Genomic DNA, 17868 nt, shown 5'->3' with positions numbered 1-17868 from the left:
GCCCTCTGAAGGCCGGCCCCCACCCCTGGCTCAATATTCGGTCGGCACGGTGGCTCAGATTTGGATCGGCGCCGACAGGTCTGGGTCAACGGCAACTGGCGACTGACCTTCACCTTCGAGGGTCAGGATGCCATTCTGGTCGACTACCAGGACTATCACTAAGGAGCGCACCATGCAGATGCACAATCCTCCGCATCCTGGCGGGATCCTCAAAGACGATGTGTTGCCGGCACTGGGCCTGAGCGTGACTGATGCCGCTGCGCAGCTCGGTGTTTCTCGCGTGCAGCTTTCGCGCTTCATCAACGGCAAGGCCGGCGCCACGCCAGACTTGGCGATTCGCCTGGCAAAGTGGATCCCGGCTCCGACCGCCATCATGTGGTTGCAGATGCAAGCCGACTACGATCTTTGGCAGGCAGAGCATTCGGGACGTGAGTGGGTGGTGGAGCCGGCACACGCCTGACGCGGCGGTCGCCGGTGCCGTTCGGGGCGCTAGTCCGCTCAGTGACAATCGGGTCGGCCCAGGCCTCCAACGGCTCGATCCACTGGCTCACACTGCGCTCGAACATGGTGCGCGCCAAGTTGGGCACGAGGGTAGACGACCTCGCAGCTTCGCGCCGCCAGTCTTTGACCTCATCCCATGTGCACGAGCCTGGGCCGTGCCGGCGCGACAACGTCTTCCAGCCCCATCGCGCGCCATGTCTGTGTGGCCTGGGCTTCCAACCAGTCACGAAAGATCTTGACGCGGGAGTCTGCCAACCGGGACTTGCGGCTGACCATGCTCAAGCCAGTGGTGCGTTGGACTGCATGCGGAAAAGGTGTGACCACGCGTCCATCCGCCAGGTCGTCGAGAATCAGCAGGCGCTGCGCCACGGCAACGCCTAACCCTCCCGAGGCCGCCTGATACGCCAGGCCCGAGCCCTTGAATGTGGATTCGTCGGCAGGTTTGAAGCGCGGCGCGCCTACCGCGTCGAGCCAGTCGGCCCAGTCCGCCTTTCGGTACTCCGAATGCAGCAGCGTGTGCCGCCTGAGGTTCTCGACGGGCGGCAACGACGGCCCGGTCTCCAGCAGGCGCGGGCTGCAGATGGGCTGGATGAGGTCAGGCAGGATGACCTGGGCCGATACGTCGGCCGGCACCGCATACACGTACTGAAGCCCCACGTCGATACGGTCGTAGTGGAACTCTTCGTAGGTCACCGCTGTACTGAAGTTGATGTCGATGGCGGGGTGCTCTTGACGAAACACGGCCAGACGCGGAATGAGCCATCGCAATGCAAACGTGGTGTAGGTGCAGACCACGAGCGCCTCGTCCGGCTCGGGCCGCAGCAGGCGGCTGCCCTCGTCGAGCAGATCCAACGCGGCGGTGACCCTGGGCAGGAACTGCCGCCCTGCGGGCGTCAGATGCACGGTCTGATGGTGGCGATCGAACAGCGGAACACCGAAGTAGCTCTCCAGCACCGCAACCTGCCGGCTGATAGCCACCGGCGTCACATGAAGCTCTTGCGCCGCGCGCGTGAAGCTGTGATGACGCCCCGCGGCCTCGAAGCTGCGCAACGGGTTCAGCGGGGGTAGACGGCGGCGGGTCACGATCTGCGGTCCTCTCGTTAACCGTTGGTTAAAGGCATCTTAACGATTTGCCTTTGGCGTCACAAACACCCAAGCCCCAACAATACGTCTCACGCAGCGCTCCACAGCGCACATAAGAGAACACAGAGACAGCCGTATCAGCTCGCCAGCGCTTGCAGCCTGCGCAGACTGGACGGGGACGAGGAGGGGTGACATGGCATCAGCCATTGACCAGTACCCAGCGCGCGACGCGGTGACCGCGCGCATCGCGCACGACATGGCGCAGATCCGCTACGAGACGCTGTCGCCGCAAGCAGTGACGTTTGCCAAGCATTGCCTGCTCGACTGGCTGGGTGTGGCGTTGGCAGGCAGCCGCGAGCCGCTCACCGCGATCCTGCGCGAGCAGGCGGCCGAGGAAGGGGCGTGCGGTCCGCATCGTCTTGTCGGTACATCTCAGACGGTTTCGATGCAGTGGGCCGCCCTCATCAACGGCGCAGCCTCGCACGCCCTGGACTTCGATGACGTCGTCTCGGCCATGGGAGGGCACCCCTCGGTGCCGGTCTTCCCCGCGCTCCTGGCTGCGGCCGAGCCAAGCCCTACGTCCGGACGCGCCTTCATTGCGGCCTTCGTGGCCGGCTTCGAAACCGAGTGCCGCGTGGGCGCCATCATGCGCCCAGGACACTATGCCCGCGGGTTTCACGCCACCGGGACCGTCGGCAGCTTCGGTGCGGCCGCCGCCTGCGCCCACCTGATGGGGCTGGACGAGCCTGCGTGGCGCACCGCATTGGGCTTGGCCGGCACACAGGCTGCCGGACTCAAGTCCATGTTCGGCACGATGGCCAAGCCGTTGCACGCCGGCAAGGCGGCTGCCAACGGCCTGCTCGCCGCGGGCCTTGCACGCAGAGGTTTCACGGCGCATGCGGCGGTCATCGAGACCGAGCAGGGCTTTGCCGCGACGCAGACGGACACGTACAGCCCGCATGTCCTTGATGCCATGCACGAGATCGACGGCATCACCCGTGTGATGTTCAAGTACCACGCCGCCTGCTATCTGACGCACGCAAGCATCGAGGCTGCCGCAAAGCTCTCTGTGCGGCCCGACCTGAGGGCAGCCGAGGTGGAATCCGTGCGCGTGCTGGTACCGCCAGGCCACCTGCAGGTATGCAACATCCCGGCACCGGCCACAGGCCTGGAAGCCAAGTTCAGCCTGCGCCAGGTAGTCGCGATGGCGCTGACCCGCCGCGACACCAGCGAGCGCGGCTTTACTGACGCACTGACCCTGGAGCCGGACTTGGTGCAGTTGCGCGACCGTGTCCACATCGTCCCGTCGGACGACCTGCCGAACCCCTACAGCAGCGAGGTGGCTGTCAGCTTGCGTGGCGGTCAAACCCACATCGCAACCGCCGACGTCTCGCGTGCCTGTCCCCCCAGTGAGTTGCCGCTCCAGTGGCAAAAGCTGCTCACCAAGTTCACGGCGCTCGCCGAGCCGGTCGTGGGCACCGCGCGCGCCCGCGAGCTTGCCGACCAGGTGGCAGCACTCGACTGCGCGGCAGACGTTCGGCACATCACTTCACTGACCATCCCAAGAGCTTGAGAGGACAACCCATGCAAGACGCACAAGCCATGCTAGACAAGGCAAAGCTATGGCCCAAGGGCAACGGTCTGGATGACATGCAGGTGGGCCAGGTGTTCGAACACCACTGGGGCCGCACGCTCACTGATGCAGACAACATCGCCTTCACGACCAATACGCTGCACTTCAACCCGCTCTACTTCAACGCCGAGTATGCACGCGCACACGGCCATCCCGGCATGGTCCTGAACCCCATGCTGGTGTTTCTGACCGTCTTCGGCATGTCAGTGGAGGATTTGAGTGAATCCGGCGGGGCGTTTCTTGGCGTGGAGGATCTCACCTTCCATGAGCCGGTTTACCCCGGAGACACGCTGACCTCCCGAAGCACCGTCCTGGAGTTGCGGCCATCGAACAGCCGCACTGACGCCGGCATTGCGACCTGGCACACGGAAGGATTCAACGCCGCCGGCGCTCGGGTCATCGACTTCAAGCGCACGAACATGATCAGCAGGAAGGTACAGGGAAAATAGCCATGGCCCAGCATCACGACACGACACGCCCCACCGCGCTTGCAGACCGCGACGACGCCGTCCCCTCGTACATGACCGATGAGCGGCTGATGATTCAGCAGGCCGCACGCGACTTTGCCATGAAGGAAGTGCTGCCGACGGCCAATCGGCTCGACCCGCAGAACGGAGAGATCCCCATGGCGCTGCGCGACAAGATGGCCGAGCTCGGCCTCTTCGGCATCCTGATACCTCAGGAGTACGGCGGCCTGGGGCTTGGCTGCTTCGAATATTGCCTGGTCGCCGAAGAGCTCTCTCGTGGCTGGATGAGCGTGGCCAGCATCATGGCGCGTGGCAACGGGGCAGGCAACGGTTTCACGCCAGAACAAAAGCGCAAGTATCTGCCGCGCATGGCCAGCGGGGAATACCTGGGTGCCTTCGCACTGTCCGAACCCAATGCGGGCTCTGATGTCGCCAACCTGTCGTGCCGCGCAAGGCGCGATGGCGAGCATTGGGTCATCAATGGCTCCAAGATGTGGTGCACCTTCGCCGACGGCGCGGACTACCTCACCGTGATGGCGCGCACGGACCCTGATGTGGATCCCAAGGCGCGGCACAAGGGCATCAGCGCGTTCCACATCCCCAAGGAGCGCGGCACGCTGCCGCCTGGTGTCCAGGGCACGCCCGTCAACAAGATTGGCTATCGCGGCTGGAAGACCTTCGAGCTCGCTTTCGACAACTGCCGGGTTCCGGCCGACGCATTGATCGGCGAGGAAGGCAATGCGTTCTACACCGTGATGGGCAAGCTCGAGGTGGCGCGCGCTCACACCGCCGCGCGGGCTATCGGCCTGGCCCGAGGCGCGCTCGAGGACGCGATTCGCTACGCCCATGAGCGCGTGCAGTTCGGCAAGCCGATCGGCGAGTTCCAGGCCATCCGTTTCAAGATCGCTGACATGGCTACCGAGATCGAGGCCGCGCGACAGCTGATGTATCACGTGTGCACGGAGATCGACAGCGGCCGACGCTGCGACAAGGAATCGTCCATGGTCAAGCTGCTGGCTTCAGAGATGGCCGAACGTGTGACCAGCGAGGCACTGCAGATCCACGGCGGTGCCGGCTACACGACGGATTTCGCTGTCGAGCGTTACTGGCGCGACGCGCGGCTGACCAAGATCTTCGAAGGCACCTCGGAGATACAGAAACGCATCATCTCGGACCGTCTGTTGGGAGCCGCCAAATCATGAACACACCCGTTTCGCGACTGACTGCCGCCAACAATTACTTCGAGGACTTCGCCGTGGGCGACGTCTTCCAGCACGCACGCGGACGCACCATCACGGAGACCGACAACGTCGGCATCACCCTGCAGGTGCTCAACACGGCTCAGGGCCACTTCAACGAGCACCGAATGCTCGGCTCGGCCTTCGGTCAACGCATCAATTTCGGCGGTATCACAGCCTCGTTCATCATCGGCCTGGCCGCACAGGACACCGCCGAGCAGGTGCTGGAGGAACGCGGACTCAATCGCATCCGCTTCAGTAACCCGGTGTTCCACGGCGACACGCTGACCGCCTTCACCGAAGTCCTGCGCAAGGAGGACGGCGCTCGCGACGGTGCGGGCCTCGTCACCTTTCGCCACGTCGGTATCAACCAGGACCGCAAGGTCGTCTTTACCGGCGAGCGACACGTGCTCATGAAGCGGCGCAGCCACTGGGGCGAACGATGAGCCAGTGGCAACGATCGGCCACCGGCCCGCTCGCAGGGGTGAAGGTGATCGACCTCACCCAAATGCTGGCTGGCCCTTACTGCGCCATGATGCTGGGCGACATGGGGGCCGACGTCATCAAGATCGAGCCGATAAACGGGGACCAGACGCGCAATCAGGGTCCGCACTTCCCGGACGACGAGGCGCAGCATTTCGGCGGCTACTTCCAGAGCGTGAATCGCAACAAATGCAGCGTCACGCTCGATCTGAAGCAACCCGGCGGTCGCGACATCCTGCTGCGCCTGGTGCAAGACGCCGACGTGCTGCTCGAGAACTTCCGCGTGGGCGTCATGGACCGGCTGGGACTGGGCTTTGAGACGCTGCGCGAACACAATCCGCGGCTGGTCTACGGCTGCATTCGCGGCTTTGGGGACCCCCGAACGGGCGAGAGCCCGTATGCCGAGTGGCCGGCCTTTGACGTGGTGGCGCAGGCCATGGGCGGCATCATGGGCATCACGGGCCCTGACGCAGACACGCCGGTCAAGATCGGCCCCGGCGTGGGCGACATCTTTCCGGCGGCGCTGACCGCTTTCGGCGTCGCCTCCGCCTTGCGCCAGGCCGAGAAGACCGGACGCGGCCAGTTCGTGGACGTGGCGATGTACGACAGCATCCTCGCGCTATGCGAGCGCATCGTCTACCAACACGCCTACACGGGCGAGATCCCCCGGCCACAAGGCACCAGCCACCCGCTGCTATGCCCGTTCGACAACTTTCCCACGTCCGATGGCTGGGTGACCATCGCCGCGCCGCGCGAGAACCTGTGGCGAGAGCTGTGCCGCCTGATCGGCGCGCCAGAGTTGGCTGACGACCCTCGATACAACTCCAACCGGCAGCGTACGCGCAACGCCGCGCAGGTGCGCGAGCTTCTGAGCGCCTGGACGCGCCAGCGCACCAAGCAGCAGGTCATGCAGGCGCTGGGTGGCTTCGTGCCCGCCGGCCCGGTCAACGACGCGGGCGACATCTTCAAGGACCCACACGTGCACGCAAGACAGATGCTCGTGACCTTGCCACATCCGGGTAGCGAGCATCCCGGCGTCTTTGCCGGCGTCCCGATCAAGCTCGCCGGCACGCCGGCAACGCCGCCGCGACGTGCCCCCCTGCTCGCCGAGCACACCGACGCAGTCCTCAGAGCGCACGGCTACGACGAGACCGAGATCGCAGCTTTCGTCGCCGACGGCGTCGTCACCATTTCACCCCAAGGAGATTGACATGCGATTGCGCAGATCCGAGCTGTCCACCCCGGGCAGCAGCGAAAAGATGATGGCCAAGGCCGCCGCGAGCGATGCCGATCTGGTGTTCCTGGATCTGGAGGACTCGGTCGCACCCAGTGAGAAGGCCTCAGCCCGCGACAAGGTTGTGACCGCGCTCAAGACGCTCGACTGGGGCAGCAAGACGCGGGCAGTGCGCATCAACAACCTGGAGACCGAGTACGCCCATCAGGACATCATCCAGATCGTGGAACAGGCCGGTGACTCGCTGGACATCATCATCGTGCCCAAGGTCAAGGCCGCGCGAGACGTCTGGTGGGTCGACGTTCTGCTCACGCAACTCGAGGCCCGGCTCGGCCTGACCCGGCGCATCGGGCTGGAGGTGTTGATCGAGGAAGTCGAGGCCATGATCAACGCCGAGGAGATCGCCAAGGCGTCACCGCGCCTGGAAGCGCTGATCTTCGGGCCCGGGGACTACTCCGCCTCACAAGGCGTCGACATCAAGTCCATCGGCGGCACGGGCCAATATCCCGGCGACGTCTGGCACTACGCCCGCAACAAGGTCGTCATCGCTGCGCGCGCCGCGGGCATCGACATGGTCGATGGCCCGTATGCCGGCATCAAAAACCCGGAAGGCTACCTTGAGGAATGCCGCCGCTCCCGCATCCTGGGCGCGGTGGGCAAATGGGCCATTCACCCGAGCCAGATCGACATCGCCAACGGCGAGTACTCGCCGTCGGCCGATTCAGTGGCACGAGCGCGAAAGCTCGCGGCAGCATACGCCGAAGCGGAGGCCAACGGCCTGGGTGCGGTGGCGGTGGACGGTGACATGGTGGACGCAGCATCCATCCGGATCCTGCAGAACACCCTGCGCAAAGCCGACCTGATCGGCATGTAGGGAGGCAAGATCATGAACCACGACATCCGCCCGCGCCGATCCGCGCTGTACATGCCGGCAACGAACCAGCGCGCCATGGACAAGGCCCGCGAGCTCAACATCGACGTCGTGATATTCGACCTGGAAGACGCAGTGACGCCCGCGGCGAAGCTGCAGGCGCGCGCGCTGGCTTGCGCCCAGGTGCGTGCTGGGGGCTATGGCCGACGAGAAGTGCTAATCCGGGTGAACGGACTGGACACCCGCTGGGGCGAAGATGATCTTGCCGCCGCCGTAGCTGCCGGGCCCGACGCCATTCTCGTCCCGAAAGTGCACGACGCAGCGCTGGCCGGCATGTATGTGCGGCGACTGCGCGAACTCGGATCACGCGCAGCGCTGTGGGTCATGATCGAGACGCCTGCCGGGGTGGCCAATGTCGATGCAATTGCCGCGCAGGACGGGGTCGCGGTGCTGGTCATGGGGACGTCCGACCTGATGAAGGAGCTGCGGGCACGCGACACGAGTGGGCGCGGTGCCCTTCTCTATGCCCTGTCACGGACGGTCAACGCGGCGCGGCGATATGGACGCGACGTGCTGGATGGCGTCTCGCCGGTATTGGACGATGAGCCGGCGTTCACGGCACTGTGCATCCAGGGGCGTGATCTCGGCTTCGATGGCAAGACGCTGATCCATCCTGCCCAGGTCGCGCCGGCGAACCGCGCGTTCGGCCCCACGCCAGACGAGGTACGGCTCGCACAACGCGTCGTGCAGGCGTGGGACGAGACCCGGCAGGCCGGTCAGGGGATCGCCGTGCTCGACGGCAAGATGGTCGAGAACCTGCATGCCGAGCAGGCGCGGCGAGTCATTGCATTCCAGGCAGCGATCGGCCAGAACGGCTGACGAAAAAACACACCGGAGGAGACCATGAAGAACATCGCGCTCGCATGCGCGCTGGCGGCTTGCGCCGTCATCACACCTGTGCATGCCCAGAAAAGCTACCCCGAGAAGCCCGTGCGGGTGATCGTCGGTTTCCCGCCCGGCCAGGCAACTGATGAGATCACGCGGCGTCTGGCCCAGCGTCTGGGCGAAAACATGGGACAACCGTTCGTCGTGGAGAACCGTCCGGGAAGCGGCGCCAGCATGGCCGCTGAACTCGTGGCACGCGCTCAGCCCGACGGCTACACCCTGCTCGCCTCCTCAAGCGGGCCACTCACGATCAACGGCTGGATCTATACGTCGCTGCGCTACGACCCGAAGACGGACTTCGCCCCCATCGCGCCAATCAGCGCAGCGCCGCTCGTTCTGGTCGTGAACGCCGCATCGTCCTACCAGACCGCGCAAGGGTTCATCGAGTCGGCCAAGGCCGCGCCGGGAGACCTCAACTATGGCTCCGGCGGCAATGGCGTCACGAATCACCTCGTCATGGAAATGCTCATGGACGCAGCCGGCCTGGACATCGCGCACGTGCCCTACAAGGGCGGCGTCGCTGCCATGAGCGACCTGGTCGGCAATCAGATCGACGCGATGTTCGAAGTTGTCTCGGTCGCGGACCCGCTCATCAAGCAGGGACGACTCAGAGCGCTGGCAGTCAGCGGTGAGGAGCGAGTGTCCATCTTGCCCGATGTGCCGACGCTGCAAGAACTGGGCTATCCCGTGCGCGGCGTCCCCTGGTCCGGAATCCTGGCGCCCGTGGGCACGCCGCCCGGGATTCTGGATGCCTTGCATCGCGAGATCTCCGCCATCGTCGATTCGCCGCAATGGCAGGCGGAGACGCGCCAGCGCGGCAGCACCACCTTGCGCATGAGCCGTCAGGCGTTCGCGGACTTCATCGCCGCTGACATCGAGCGCTGGGGCGTGGCAGTCAGGGAAGCCGGCGTCCAGCTGAACTGAATGCTTTTCGCCAGACGCGGCGACATCAACAGGAGAAAGACATGACGGACCCAAGCAAGGCCCTGGCTGGCCGCACTGCGATCGTCACGGGCTCGGGGCAGAACATCGGCCGGGCCATTGCGCGACGCCTGGCTGCTGCCGGCGCGAATGTGGTCATCAATGGATCCCGGAACAGGGAGAACGTGGACAAGGTCGTGGACGAAATCGAGGCCGCCGGCGGCCAGGCCATCGGCATCATGGCCAATGTTGGCGACCCGGGGGCGGTCAGTGACATGGTCTCGGCAGCCATCGATCGTTTTGGTGCCGTGGACATCGCGGTCTCGAACGTCGGCCGGCGACGCCACCAACCGTTTCTCGACATCACGGTGAACGACTGGCGCGAGGTGATCGAGACGAATCTGAACGCGCTGTTCTATCTGGATTCGGCAGTCTTACCGGGCATGAAAGCGCGCGGCTGGGGGCGCATCGTGCACGTCTCTGGGTATGACGGGTTCTGGGGCCACATGCCCAACCGCGCCCACAACATCACCTGCAAGGCTGGCATGCACGGTCTGACGATGGCGATGGCGGGCGAGCTTGCACCGCTCGGGATCACCTGCAACACGCTTGTCCCGGGCGCGATCGACACCGAGAGGGACTGGAGCCAGTACCCGAACACCGACAGGCAAGCCAAGGCGGCAAGCATTCCGGTCCGACGTTGGGGGCAGGTGGACGACGTGGCCGACGGCTGCCTGTACCTCGTGAGCGCACCGTTCGTGAACGGCCATGCGCTGCATGTCAACGGTGGCGAGCGCATGTTCTGACTCGTCCCGGTATTCCCACAACAACCACGAAGGAGACAATCATGACTCGCTCAAACACGCTGTCGCGCCGGATCGCGACCTGGCTCGCGACGCTCGCCGTCGCGACAGCCGCTGGCTCCGCCAGTGCCGCAGACTTTCCCAGCCGGCCAATCACGTTTGTCGTCCCCTACGCGGCGGGGGCCACCACGGATCTTCTGGCTCGCACGCTGGGCAACCAGATGGCGCAGGATCTCGGCCAGCCGGTGGTCATCGAGAACAAAGCGGGCGCCAACGGCATCATTGGCACGGCCGAGGTCGCGCGCTCAAAGCCAGACGGCTACACCATGCTGTTGTCTACCGACTCGAGCATGGTGCTCAACAAGCTGCTCTATACCAAGCTGCCTTACGATCCCGACAGACTCACGCCGGTGGCTCTCCTGAGCGACCTGCCCGTCGTGCTCGTGGTGAACGCAGACCTGCCGGTCAACAACCTCGAGGAGTTCGTGGCCTACGCCCGCGCCCATCCGGGCAAGCTCAACTTCGGCTCGACCGGAAAAGGGGGAAGCTTTCATCTGGCTGCAGAGCTCTTCTCGCAACAGGCGGCCATACAGATGACCCATGTGCCGTACCGCGGTGGCTCGCCCGGCGTGGCGGCGCTGATGACCAATGAGATCCAGGCATGGTTTGGCGTAATCGGCTCGACACTTCCATTCATCGAGAGCGGCAAGCTCAAAGCCCTGGCCCTTGCCCATTCCGAGCGGCTGCCCATCCTGAACGACGTGCCGACGTTCGCAGAGGCGGGGTACCCAGCGTACCAGGTGCTGATCCGCTACGGCCTGGCCGTGGCGGCGGGCACGCCGGATGGGGTCATCGACGCCCTGGCACACTCGGCCAGAAGCGCCCTGGCCCAGCCCGAGTTTCGGGAATCGTTCCAGAAGCTCGGCTTCGTCGTCCCCGAAAGCACCGGGCCTGCGGAGTACAAGGAGGTGATCGAACACGACCACGCCTTGTGGTCCGAGATCATCCGCAAGCAGAACATCACGCTGGATTGATGGCCGCGTAACGATGCGGGAGCGACGCCTTGCGCAACCGGGGTCGATCTGCACCGGTCGCGCAGGCCAGTGCGACATGCGGGCATGAGCGGGCGATGCCGGCTGAACCGGTCACGGCGTCTCTTTATCGTCGCGTAGCGACCACCCGGGGATCGTCCAGCAAGATAGCCGCGAGCCCCCGGGCCACGTCGCCGGGGGCGGGGTCGCGACGGGTGACGATGTGCAGCAGACGCTCAGCCCAGGCATCTGCGAGCTCCACGATGGCGAGTTGGCGACCCGCGAGGCGAGGTTCGGCGACACTCGCGGGGACGACCGCCACACCGACGTTGGCCTCCACCATCTGCAGCACCGAATCGAAGTCCTGGACGTGCACGCGCGTGCGTAGCGGATGGCCGCACAGCCGGGCCTGGCCCGCCAGGAAGTGGAAATTGCTGCTGTGCCGGTCCATCGACACGAAATCATGCGCAAGCAGGCTGACGAAGCCGATGGCTCCCGCCCCGGCCACGGGATGCTCGGGGTACACCACGCACACCAGGCGCTCCACTGCATAGAGCTCGGCATCGAGCGCGGGTGCGTTCACGGTGCCGGCGACCACACCGATGTCGGCCTCCTCGGCCTCGATGAGAGCGGGGATCGCAGCGCTCTCCTTTTCCGTGAGGTCCACGTTGATGCCGACATTGGTGGCCAGAAAGCGCGCCAGGCTCGGAATGATGAAACCATTGAGCGCGCTGCTGTTGGCCAGCAGGCGCACGCTGCCGCGCAGATTGCGCGAATACTGGCTGAGCTCGGCATGCATGGTCTCCACGCCCGCCAACAGCGCCCGGGCGTGGCGGGCCAGCATCTCGCCCGCCGGGGTGAGCCGCATGCCTTTGGAAGTGCGCAGGAAGAGTGAACTGCCGACGGCGTACTCCAGGTTCTTCAAGCGATAGCTCGCCGAGGAGGCCGTCATGTGCATGGCTGCCGCCCCGGCGGAGAGGTTCTGCGCCTCGACGATGGCCTTGAAGAGCCGCAAATCCTTGATTTCGTAGTTCACCGTGTCGCCTCCGCCGTCGTTTGGGGAGGATGGTACGCCGCCCCGGCGGGCGGAGCCCTCAGGAAACGCCGTATCAGCCGGCGCGCTCGCGCTTGCGCCGCGCCTGTTCTTCGACGAACTCGCCCATGAACCGCTGCGGCTCGCCTGTCTGGAAGGCTGCACCGAACTCGGGCACACCGTTACGGATGGCGGTATCGAGCGGCTGATCCTCCCATTCGCGCAGCAGGCGTTTCTGCTGGGCGAGCACGCGCGGGCCGCAGCCGGCGAGCAGGCTGGCCACCCGCGCCACCTCGGCATCGAGGTCTGCGAGCGGCACCACGCGATCGACCAGACCGCAGGCCAGCGCCTCGTCGGCGGCCATGATCTCGCCCGTGAGCAACATCCAGGTAGCGCGCGCCCGGCCGATGAGTCGGGGCAGCAGGGCCGCGTGGATGATCGACGGGATACCGACCTTGACCTCCGGCATGCCGAACTTCGCGTCCTCGGCCGCCACGCGCAGATCGCACGCCAGCGCAAGCTCCAGCCCGCCGCCCAAGCTCCAGCCCGGCAGGCGGGCGATGACCGGCATCGGCAACGTCTGCACGGTATCGCACAGGCGACGCAGACCGTCGATGAAGACCTCGGCGGACGTCCGGTCGAGCGCGGCCATCTCCTTGATGTCCGCACCGGCCACGAACGCCTTGTCACCCGTGCCGCGCAGCACTACCACACGCACGTCCTGCAGCGAGCCGGCGTATGTCAGCACAGCCGTGAGCGCGGCAATCACGGGCGTGCCCAGGATGTTCAGCTTGCCGGCATCCCGGATGGAGACGGTGGCCACGCCATCCTGCAGTTCCAGCCCTGCGTGTTGACTCCAGGGGTTCTGATCCATCATTACCTCAGTTTCTCAAAGCCGATATCGGCGACGACCTGGCTCCACGTCGCATTGGAGCGTCGGATGATCTCGGCGAATTCCGCCCGGCTCGTGTAGGCGGGCACGGCGCCCTGCTTCTCGATGGCGGCGACCACGGTCGGGTCCTGCAACGTCTTGCCCACCGCCTGGTTGAGCGTCTCGAGCACGTCTTCCGGCACGCCCGCCGGCGCGGCCAACCCGAACCAGGACGGCGTGTTGAGCTGCGGGTAGCCTACTTCAGCGTAGGTCGGCACATCCGGCATCTGGGCAAGCCGCGCCGGCGCGGCAACTGCCAGCGCACGTAGCTCGCCGCTCTGGATCAAGCCCGCCGAGGACGGCAGATTGTCGAACACCACCTCGATCTGGCCCGCCATCAGGTCGACGAGCGCAGGACCAAGCCCTTTGTACGGGACGTGCAGCATGCGCGTGCCCGTGGCGCTCTGGAAGAATTCGCCGAAGAGATGACTATAGCCACCATTGCCGGACGAGCCGAACGCGAACCGATCGGGCTCGGCCTTCAGGCGCTCCAGCAGCTGAGGCACGCTGGTGATGTCGGATTTCGCGCTCACGTCCAGCACCCCCAGCACGTTGGCGAGATTGCTGATCGGGGCGAAATCCGTCATCGGGTCGTACAAGGGCTTGGCCTGCACGCTCGGGTTCACGGCGTGCGAGCTCTCCACCGCCATCACGAGGGTGTAGCCATCGGCCGGCTCGCGCGTGGCTGCCGCGCTGCCAATGGCGCCGCCCGCGCCGGGCCGGTTGAGGATGACGACGGGCTGGGCCAGCACCTCGCCCAGCTTGGGGGCGACGACGCGCGCCACGAGATCGGTGGTGCCGCCGGGCGCGTAGGGCACGATGAGCTTGAGCGGCTGGCTGGGGAACGGCGCGGCAGCCAGTGCCGCGGCCGGGATGGCCGAGGCGACGCCCAGCAGGGCAACGGCCGCGCCGAGCCGGATGGTCTTTTTCATGTCTCCTCCTGGGGGAACGTCACAGATAGTGGTGGTTGTGTTCGCCAAGCAGCGGCGGGGGGGCAGGCTCGCCAGCCGGCGGCTCACCGGCCAGCATCGGGTTGCGCACGAGCGGAATCCGGCCCAGCAAGGGATGGGTGGCGTGCTGCAACATGCCACGGTGGCGCACCTGCGGGTCGTCGAAGACCTCGCTGACGGTATTGACTGCCCCCCAGGAGACCCCGAGCGCATCGAGCGCTGCTGTCCATGCATCGCGCGGCCGCCGGATTAGGGCTGCGGCCAGCAGCGGGCGCAGCTCGGCCAGGTGAGCCACACGGGCGGGATTCGTGCAAAAGCGCGGATCCTCGGCCAGCGCTGGCAATTCGCACAACGTGCACAGCTTCGCAAACTGGACATCGTTGCCCACGGCCAGGATGAAGTAGCCGTCCGCCGCCGCGAACACCTCGTACGGCGCCAGGTTCGGGTGCGCGTTGCCAGTGCGGCGCGGGCTGTCGCCCGACACCAGGTAGTTCGCACCCTGGTTGGCATTGAGCGCCACGGCCACATCCAGCAGCGCGAGATCGATGTAGGCACCCTCGCCCGTTCGCGTGCGCCGCAGCAGCGCGGCCAGTATCGCCGACGTCGCATACATGCCGGTGGTGACGTCGACGACGGCCACGCCGGCACGCAGGGGGCCAGCCCCCGGCTCGTCATCGGCACGGCCGGTGTAGCTCATGAGGCCGCCCAGGCCCTGGAAGATGTAGTCATAGCCTGGTCGACTCGCCTTCGGCCCGGACTGTCCGTAGCCTGTGATCGAGGCGTAGACCAGGCCGGGGTGACGCGCCCGCAATGTCGCGTGGTCCAGGCCGTACTGGGCCAATGTGCCGACGCGGTAGTTCTCCACCACGACGTCGGCAGTGGCGATGAGCGCCAGCAGCCGCTCGCGATCCGCCGGCGCCTTGAAATCCAGCGTGACGGACTTCTTGTTGCGGTTGCAGCACGAGAAATAGGCGGACATCGTGGCGGTGCCATCCTCGCTCTCGACATACGGCGGCCCCCAGGATCGCGTGTCGTCGCCGCTCGCGGGACGCTCGATCTTGATGACCTCGGCACCAAGATCCGCCAGGTTCTGGGCACACCACGGCCCGGCCAGGATCCGCGAGAGATCGATCACCCGGATACCCTGCAACGCATCGCCAATCATGGACCTACCCCGTCTTTCGATGCAGAGAAGTCTAGGGACGGTCGCGCCTGTGAACCAGTCGAAATGTTCTAACGCGGCATTCGTCTGTGTCGTAAGGCGGGCGCCGCTCTCAGGTACAATCCCCCCGCTGGCATCGCAACGCTGCCGGCGTCGCGTCTTCCCGCGACTTTCGTGGACCCGGCTTGCCGGGTGGCTCGGCCGGGCGCCTATCCCCCGGAAACATCAAGCGATCCCAGGCCCGTTCCGCCTTACCCACACCCCTGCACGGCGTGCGGCGTCCCTGCGCTTGCTGACACTGGTTAGCACTCTCATGTCGTTTTCTTCCACCCTCCAGCGCGAATGGCTGGCCAACCCGCGCGCGGACATCCTGGCGGGCGTGCTCGTCGCCCTGGCGCTCATCCCCGAAGCCATCGGCTTTTCCATCATCGCGGGCGTCGACCCTCGCGTCGGGCTCTATGCGTCGTTCTCCATCGCCGTCATCATCGCGCTCACCGGCGGACGCCCGGGCATGATCTCGGCGGCCACCGCGGCCGTGGCCGTCGTCGTGGCGCCACTGGTGCGGCAATACGGCGTCGACTATCTCTTTGCCGCCACTTTGCTGATGGGCGTGCTGCAGGTCGCCGCAGGCTTCCTGCGCCTGGATCTGCTCATGCAGTATGTGTCGCGCTCGGTGGTGACGGGCTTCGTCAATGCGCTCGCCATCCTGATCTTCATGGCGCAACTGCCCGAGCTCATCGGGGTGACCTGGGTGACGTATGCCGTCCTTGCCGCCGCGCTGGCGATCATCTATCTGCTGCCACGCGTGACCCGCGTGGTGCCCTCGCCCCTGGTGGCTATCGTGGTGCTCACCGCGGTGTCGATCTGGCTGGGGCTGGACGTGTTCACCGTGGGCGACCGGGGCCAGTTGCCCTCGGCGATGCCCTCGTTCTATCTGCCGAATGTGCCCTTCACCTGGGAAACCCTGCGGATCATCTTCCCGTTTTCAGTGACGATGGCCGCAGTGGGCTTGCTCGAATCGATGATGACGGCGCAGATCGTCGACGACCTCACCCACACGCCCAGCGACAAGCGCCGCGAGTGCAAGGGCCAGGGCATCGCCAACCTGGTCACGGGCTTCTTCGGCGGCATGGGCGGCTGCGCCATGATCGGCCAATCCGTCATCAACGTGAAAGCCGGCGGTCGCACGCGCCTGTCCACGCTGGTGGCCGGCGCCTTCCTGCTGTTCCTCATCGTGGTGCTGGGCCCGCTGGTGTCGCAGATGCCCATGCCGGCGCTCGTGGCCGTGATGATCATGGTGTCCATCGGCACCTTCAGCTGGCGCTCGTTGAAGGATCTCGGCACGCACCCCTGGCAGTCGTCGGTGGTGATGATCGCCACGGTGGTGGTGGTCGTCTGGACGCATGACCTTGCGCGCGGCGTGCTCGTGGGCGTGCTCCTGAGCGGGCTTTTCTTCGCGCACAAGGTGCGCGGCCTGATGGGCGTCACCACCGAGCGCTCGGCCGACGGCCGCACCCGGACATACCGCTACACTGGACAGGTCTTCTTTGCCTCGACAGAGCGTTTCGCGCAGGCTGTCGACTTCGCCGAGGACGTGGATACCGTGGTGCTCGATGTGTCGCATGCCCATTTTTGGGACATCTCGGCCGTGGGCGCGCTCGACAAGGTCGTCTTCAAGCTGCGCCGCGAGGGCCGGCAGGTGCAGGTGCTTGGGCTCAACGAGGCGAGCGCCACGATGGTCGGTCGCTTCGGCACGCACGACAAGCCGGGGGCAACCGGGGCTGAGGCAGGGCACTAGCCGGGGGCGCAGCAGCGCGCGGCCTCACCCCAGTGGCGTCACCGCCTCACGCAGCGCCTGCACGAGGTCCGCCTCGTTCTTCTCGAGGGTGGTGAGGTCGCCACCCAGGCCCACCCCGAAGGTGGCATTCAGCGTGTCCTGAACGGTGGTGAGGCCGATGATGCCGACGCCGGGCGTCACGACCTCCTTCGAGAATGCGTAGCCACGGTCCCGAGTGTCGCGGATATGCCCCCAGACCACGTCGGGACGCACCTGCTGGCCGCCGGCCGTCAATCGCGTGTTGGATCGCTGGATCATGCGCTCGACGTAGTCGTCGCGATGCGGGGCGAGCAGCGCCCAGCCCAGGCCGGACATGCACAGCAGGCGGCGCGTGCCAGGCTGCACCTGGAAGCGCTTGCGCTGCGACCCATACACCAGGTGGGTGTACTGCACGTAGATGTCGTTCTCCACGGCGAGGATGGCGGTCAGGCCGGTATCCCTGGCCAATTGCTCGAGCACGGCGAAGCTCACGCCGGTGGCGGCCATGCTCTCGGCAACCCAATCCCCGAGCGCCGCCAGGCGGGGTGTGGCCAGATAGGCCCGCTGGCGGTTCTCGTAACGCAGGTAGCCCATCGTGGACAGGCTCTTCATCAGCACCTGCACGCTGGAGAGCGGATAGTCGAAATGCTCGGCGATTTCCCGCACCGTGACGGCACGACGCACCTCGCGCATGTATTCGAACACGTCGAATACGCGTCCAGCGGTCTTGATAACGGAAGAAGTGGCCACGACGAACCTGCATGCA

At 65.8% G+C, this 17868-nt stretch carries 18 protein-coding genes, 1 pseudogene and 1 other annotated feature; of the genes and pseudogenes, 13 read left to right on the top strand and 6 right to left on the bottom strand.

Annotation, left to right across the window (positions count from 1 at the left end; genetic code table 11):
• Window positions 1-78: 78 nt before the first annotated feature.
• Together IMZ29_RS13530 and IMZ29_RS13525 are read left to right on the top strand one after the other, a co-directional pair.
• Window positions 79-162, top strand: a pseudogene (locus IMZ29_RS13530) (peptidase); the annotation flags it as partial.
• Between the two features lie 10 nt (window positions 163-172).
• The gene (locus IMZ29_RS13525; protein WP_253207110.1) at window positions 173-460 is read left to right on the top strand and encodes a HigA family addiction module antitoxin; all 288 of its coding nucleotides are present in this window, start codon (window positions 173-175) and stop codon (window positions 458-460) included.
• A 170-nt stretch (window positions 461-630) separates the two neighbouring features.
• Here IMZ29_RS13525 and IMZ29_RS13520 read toward each other — a convergent pair whose 3' ends face one another.
• The gene (locus IMZ29_RS13520; RefSeq protein WP_216184787.1) at window positions 631-1584 is read right to left on the bottom strand and encodes a LysR substrate-binding domain-containing protein; all 954 of its coding nucleotides are present in this window, start codon (window positions 1582-1584) and stop codon (window positions 631-633) included.
• 193 nt (window positions 1585-1777) lie between these two features.
• Here IMZ29_RS13520 and IMZ29_RS13515 point away from each other — a divergent pair, with 193 nt between their 5' ends.
• From IMZ29_RS13515 to IMZ29_RS13470, 10 genes are all read left to right on the top strand, one after another.
• On the top strand, window positions 1778-3157 hold the full coding sequence (locus tag IMZ29_RS13515) for an MmgE/PrpD family protein (protein WP_216184785.1): 1380 nt from the start codon (window positions 1778-1780) through the stop codon (window positions 3155-3157).
• 11 nt (window positions 3158-3168) lie between these two features.
• Window positions 3169-3666 carry a MaoC family dehydratase gene (locus IMZ29_RS13510; protein ID WP_216184782.1) on the top strand — a complete coding sequence of 166 codons (498 nt, stop codon included), beginning with the start codon at window positions 3169-3171 and terminating at the stop codon, window positions 3664-3666.
• Between the two features lie 71 nt (window positions 3667-3737).
• The gene (locus IMZ29_RS13505) at window positions 3738-4886 is read left to right on the top strand and encodes an acyl-CoA dehydrogenase family protein (RefSeq protein WP_253207119.1); all 1149 of its coding nucleotides are present in this window, start codon (window positions 3738-3740) and stop codon (window positions 4884-4886) included.
• On the top strand, window positions 4883-5368 hold the full coding sequence (locus tag IMZ29_RS13500; RefSeq protein WP_216184779.1) for a MaoC family dehydratase: 486 nt from the start codon (window positions 4883-4885) through the stop codon (window positions 5366-5368). Before IMZ29_RS13505 ends, IMZ29_RS13500 begins: the two co-directional genes overlap by 4 nt.
• The gene (locus tag IMZ29_RS13495; protein ID WP_216184776.1) at window positions 5365-6615 is read left to right on the top strand and encodes a CaiB/BaiF CoA transferase family protein; all 1251 of its coding nucleotides are present in this window, start codon (window positions 5365-5367) and stop codon (window positions 6613-6615) included. The genes IMZ29_RS13500 and IMZ29_RS13495 overlap by 4 nt, the downstream gene beginning before the upstream one ends.
• A gap of 1 nt (window position 6616) precedes the next feature.
• Window positions 6617-7513, top strand: coding sequence for an HpcH/HpaI aldolase/citrate lyase family protein (locus IMZ29_RS13490; RefSeq protein ID WP_216184773.1), 897 nt, complete (start codon window positions 6617-6619; stop codon window positions 7511-7513).
• Window positions 7514-7525: 12 nt separating this feature from the next.
• Window positions 7526-8389 (top strand): HpcH/HpaI aldolase/citrate lyase family protein, encoded by an 864-nt coding sequence (locus IMZ29_RS13485; RefSeq protein WP_253207109.1) that lies wholly within the window; start codon window positions 7526-7528, stop codon window positions 8387-8389.
• Window positions 8390-8413: 24 nt separating this feature from the next.
• On the top strand, window positions 8414-9379 hold the full coding sequence (locus IMZ29_RS13480) for a Bug family tripartite tricarboxylate transporter substrate binding protein (RefSeq protein ID WP_216184771.1): 966 nt from the start codon (window positions 8414-8416) through the stop codon (window positions 9377-9379).
• 41 nt (window positions 9380-9420) lie between these two features.
• Window positions 9421-10182 (top strand): SDR family NAD(P)-dependent oxidoreductase, encoded by a 762-nt coding sequence (locus tag IMZ29_RS13475; RefSeq protein ID WP_216184768.1) that lies wholly within the window; start codon window positions 9421-9423, stop codon window positions 10180-10182.
• Window positions 10183-10223: 41 nt separating this feature from the next.
• Window positions 10224-11213 (top strand): Bug family tripartite tricarboxylate transporter substrate binding protein, encoded by a 990-nt coding sequence (locus tag IMZ29_RS13470; RefSeq protein ID WP_216184765.1) that lies wholly within the window; start codon window positions 10224-10226, stop codon window positions 11211-11213.
• 124 nt (window positions 11214-11337) lie between these two features.
• Here the strand turns inward: IMZ29_RS13470 and IMZ29_RS13465 are convergent, their stop codons facing one another.
• The 4 genes from IMZ29_RS13465 to IMZ29_RS13450 form a co-directional block, all read right to left on the bottom strand.
• Window positions 11338-12246, bottom strand: coding sequence for a LysR family transcriptional regulator (locus tag IMZ29_RS13465; RefSeq protein ID WP_216184761.1), 909 nt, complete (start codon window positions 12244-12246; stop codon window positions 11338-11340).
• Window positions 12247-12319: 73 nt separating this feature from the next.
• Window positions 12320-13117, bottom strand: coding sequence for an enoyl-CoA hydratase (locus IMZ29_RS13460; protein ID WP_216184798.1), 798 nt, complete (start codon window positions 13115-13117; stop codon window positions 12320-12322).
• Window positions 13118-13119: 2 nt separating this feature from the next.
• On the bottom strand, window positions 13120-14106 hold the full coding sequence (locus IMZ29_RS13455; RefSeq protein ID WP_216184758.1) for a Bug family tripartite tricarboxylate transporter substrate binding protein: 987 nt from the start codon (window positions 14104-14106) through the stop codon (window positions 13120-13122).
• Window positions 14107-14125: 19 nt separating this feature from the next.
• On the bottom strand, window positions 14126-15289 hold the full coding sequence (locus IMZ29_RS13450) for a CaiB/BaiF CoA transferase family protein (RefSeq protein ID WP_216184755.1): 1164 nt from the start codon (window positions 15287-15289) through the stop codon (window positions 14126-14128).
• Window positions 15290-15459: 170 nt separating this feature from the next.
• Window positions 15460-15512 (top strand) — a sequence feature (sul1 is cis-regulatory element that is thought to sense ions involved in sulfur or methionine metabolism; They are found in Alphaproteobacteria).
• An 87-nt stretch (window positions 15513-15599) separates the two neighbouring features.
• On the opposite strand from IMZ29_RS13450, the gene IMZ29_RS13445 reads away from it, so the two are divergent.
• Window positions 15600-17084: a SulP family inorganic anion transporter gene (locus tag IMZ29_RS13445; RefSeq protein ID WP_216184752.1), complete on the top strand. Its 1485-nt coding sequence runs from the start codon at window positions 15600-15602 to the stop codon at window positions 17082-17084.
• Window positions 17085-17108: 24 nt separating this feature from the next.
• Here IMZ29_RS13445 and IMZ29_RS13440 read toward each other — a convergent pair whose 3' ends face one another.
• Complete coding sequence (locus IMZ29_RS13440; protein ID WP_216184750.1) at window positions 17109-17852, bottom strand: IclR family transcriptional regulator; 744 nt, start codon at window positions 17850-17852, stop codon at window positions 17109-17111.
• Between the last annotated feature and the right edge of the window lie 16 nt (window positions 17853-17868).

The organism is Verticiella alkaliphila (genome assembly GCF_018904615.1).
GTDB classification, from domain to species: domain Bacteria; phylum Pseudomonadota; class Gammaproteobacteria; order Burkholderiales; family Burkholderiaceae_B; genus Verticiella; species Verticiella alkaliphila.
Note: the sequence above shows the minus strand (reverse complement) of the source record. Positions and strands in the feature narration are given on the sequence as shown.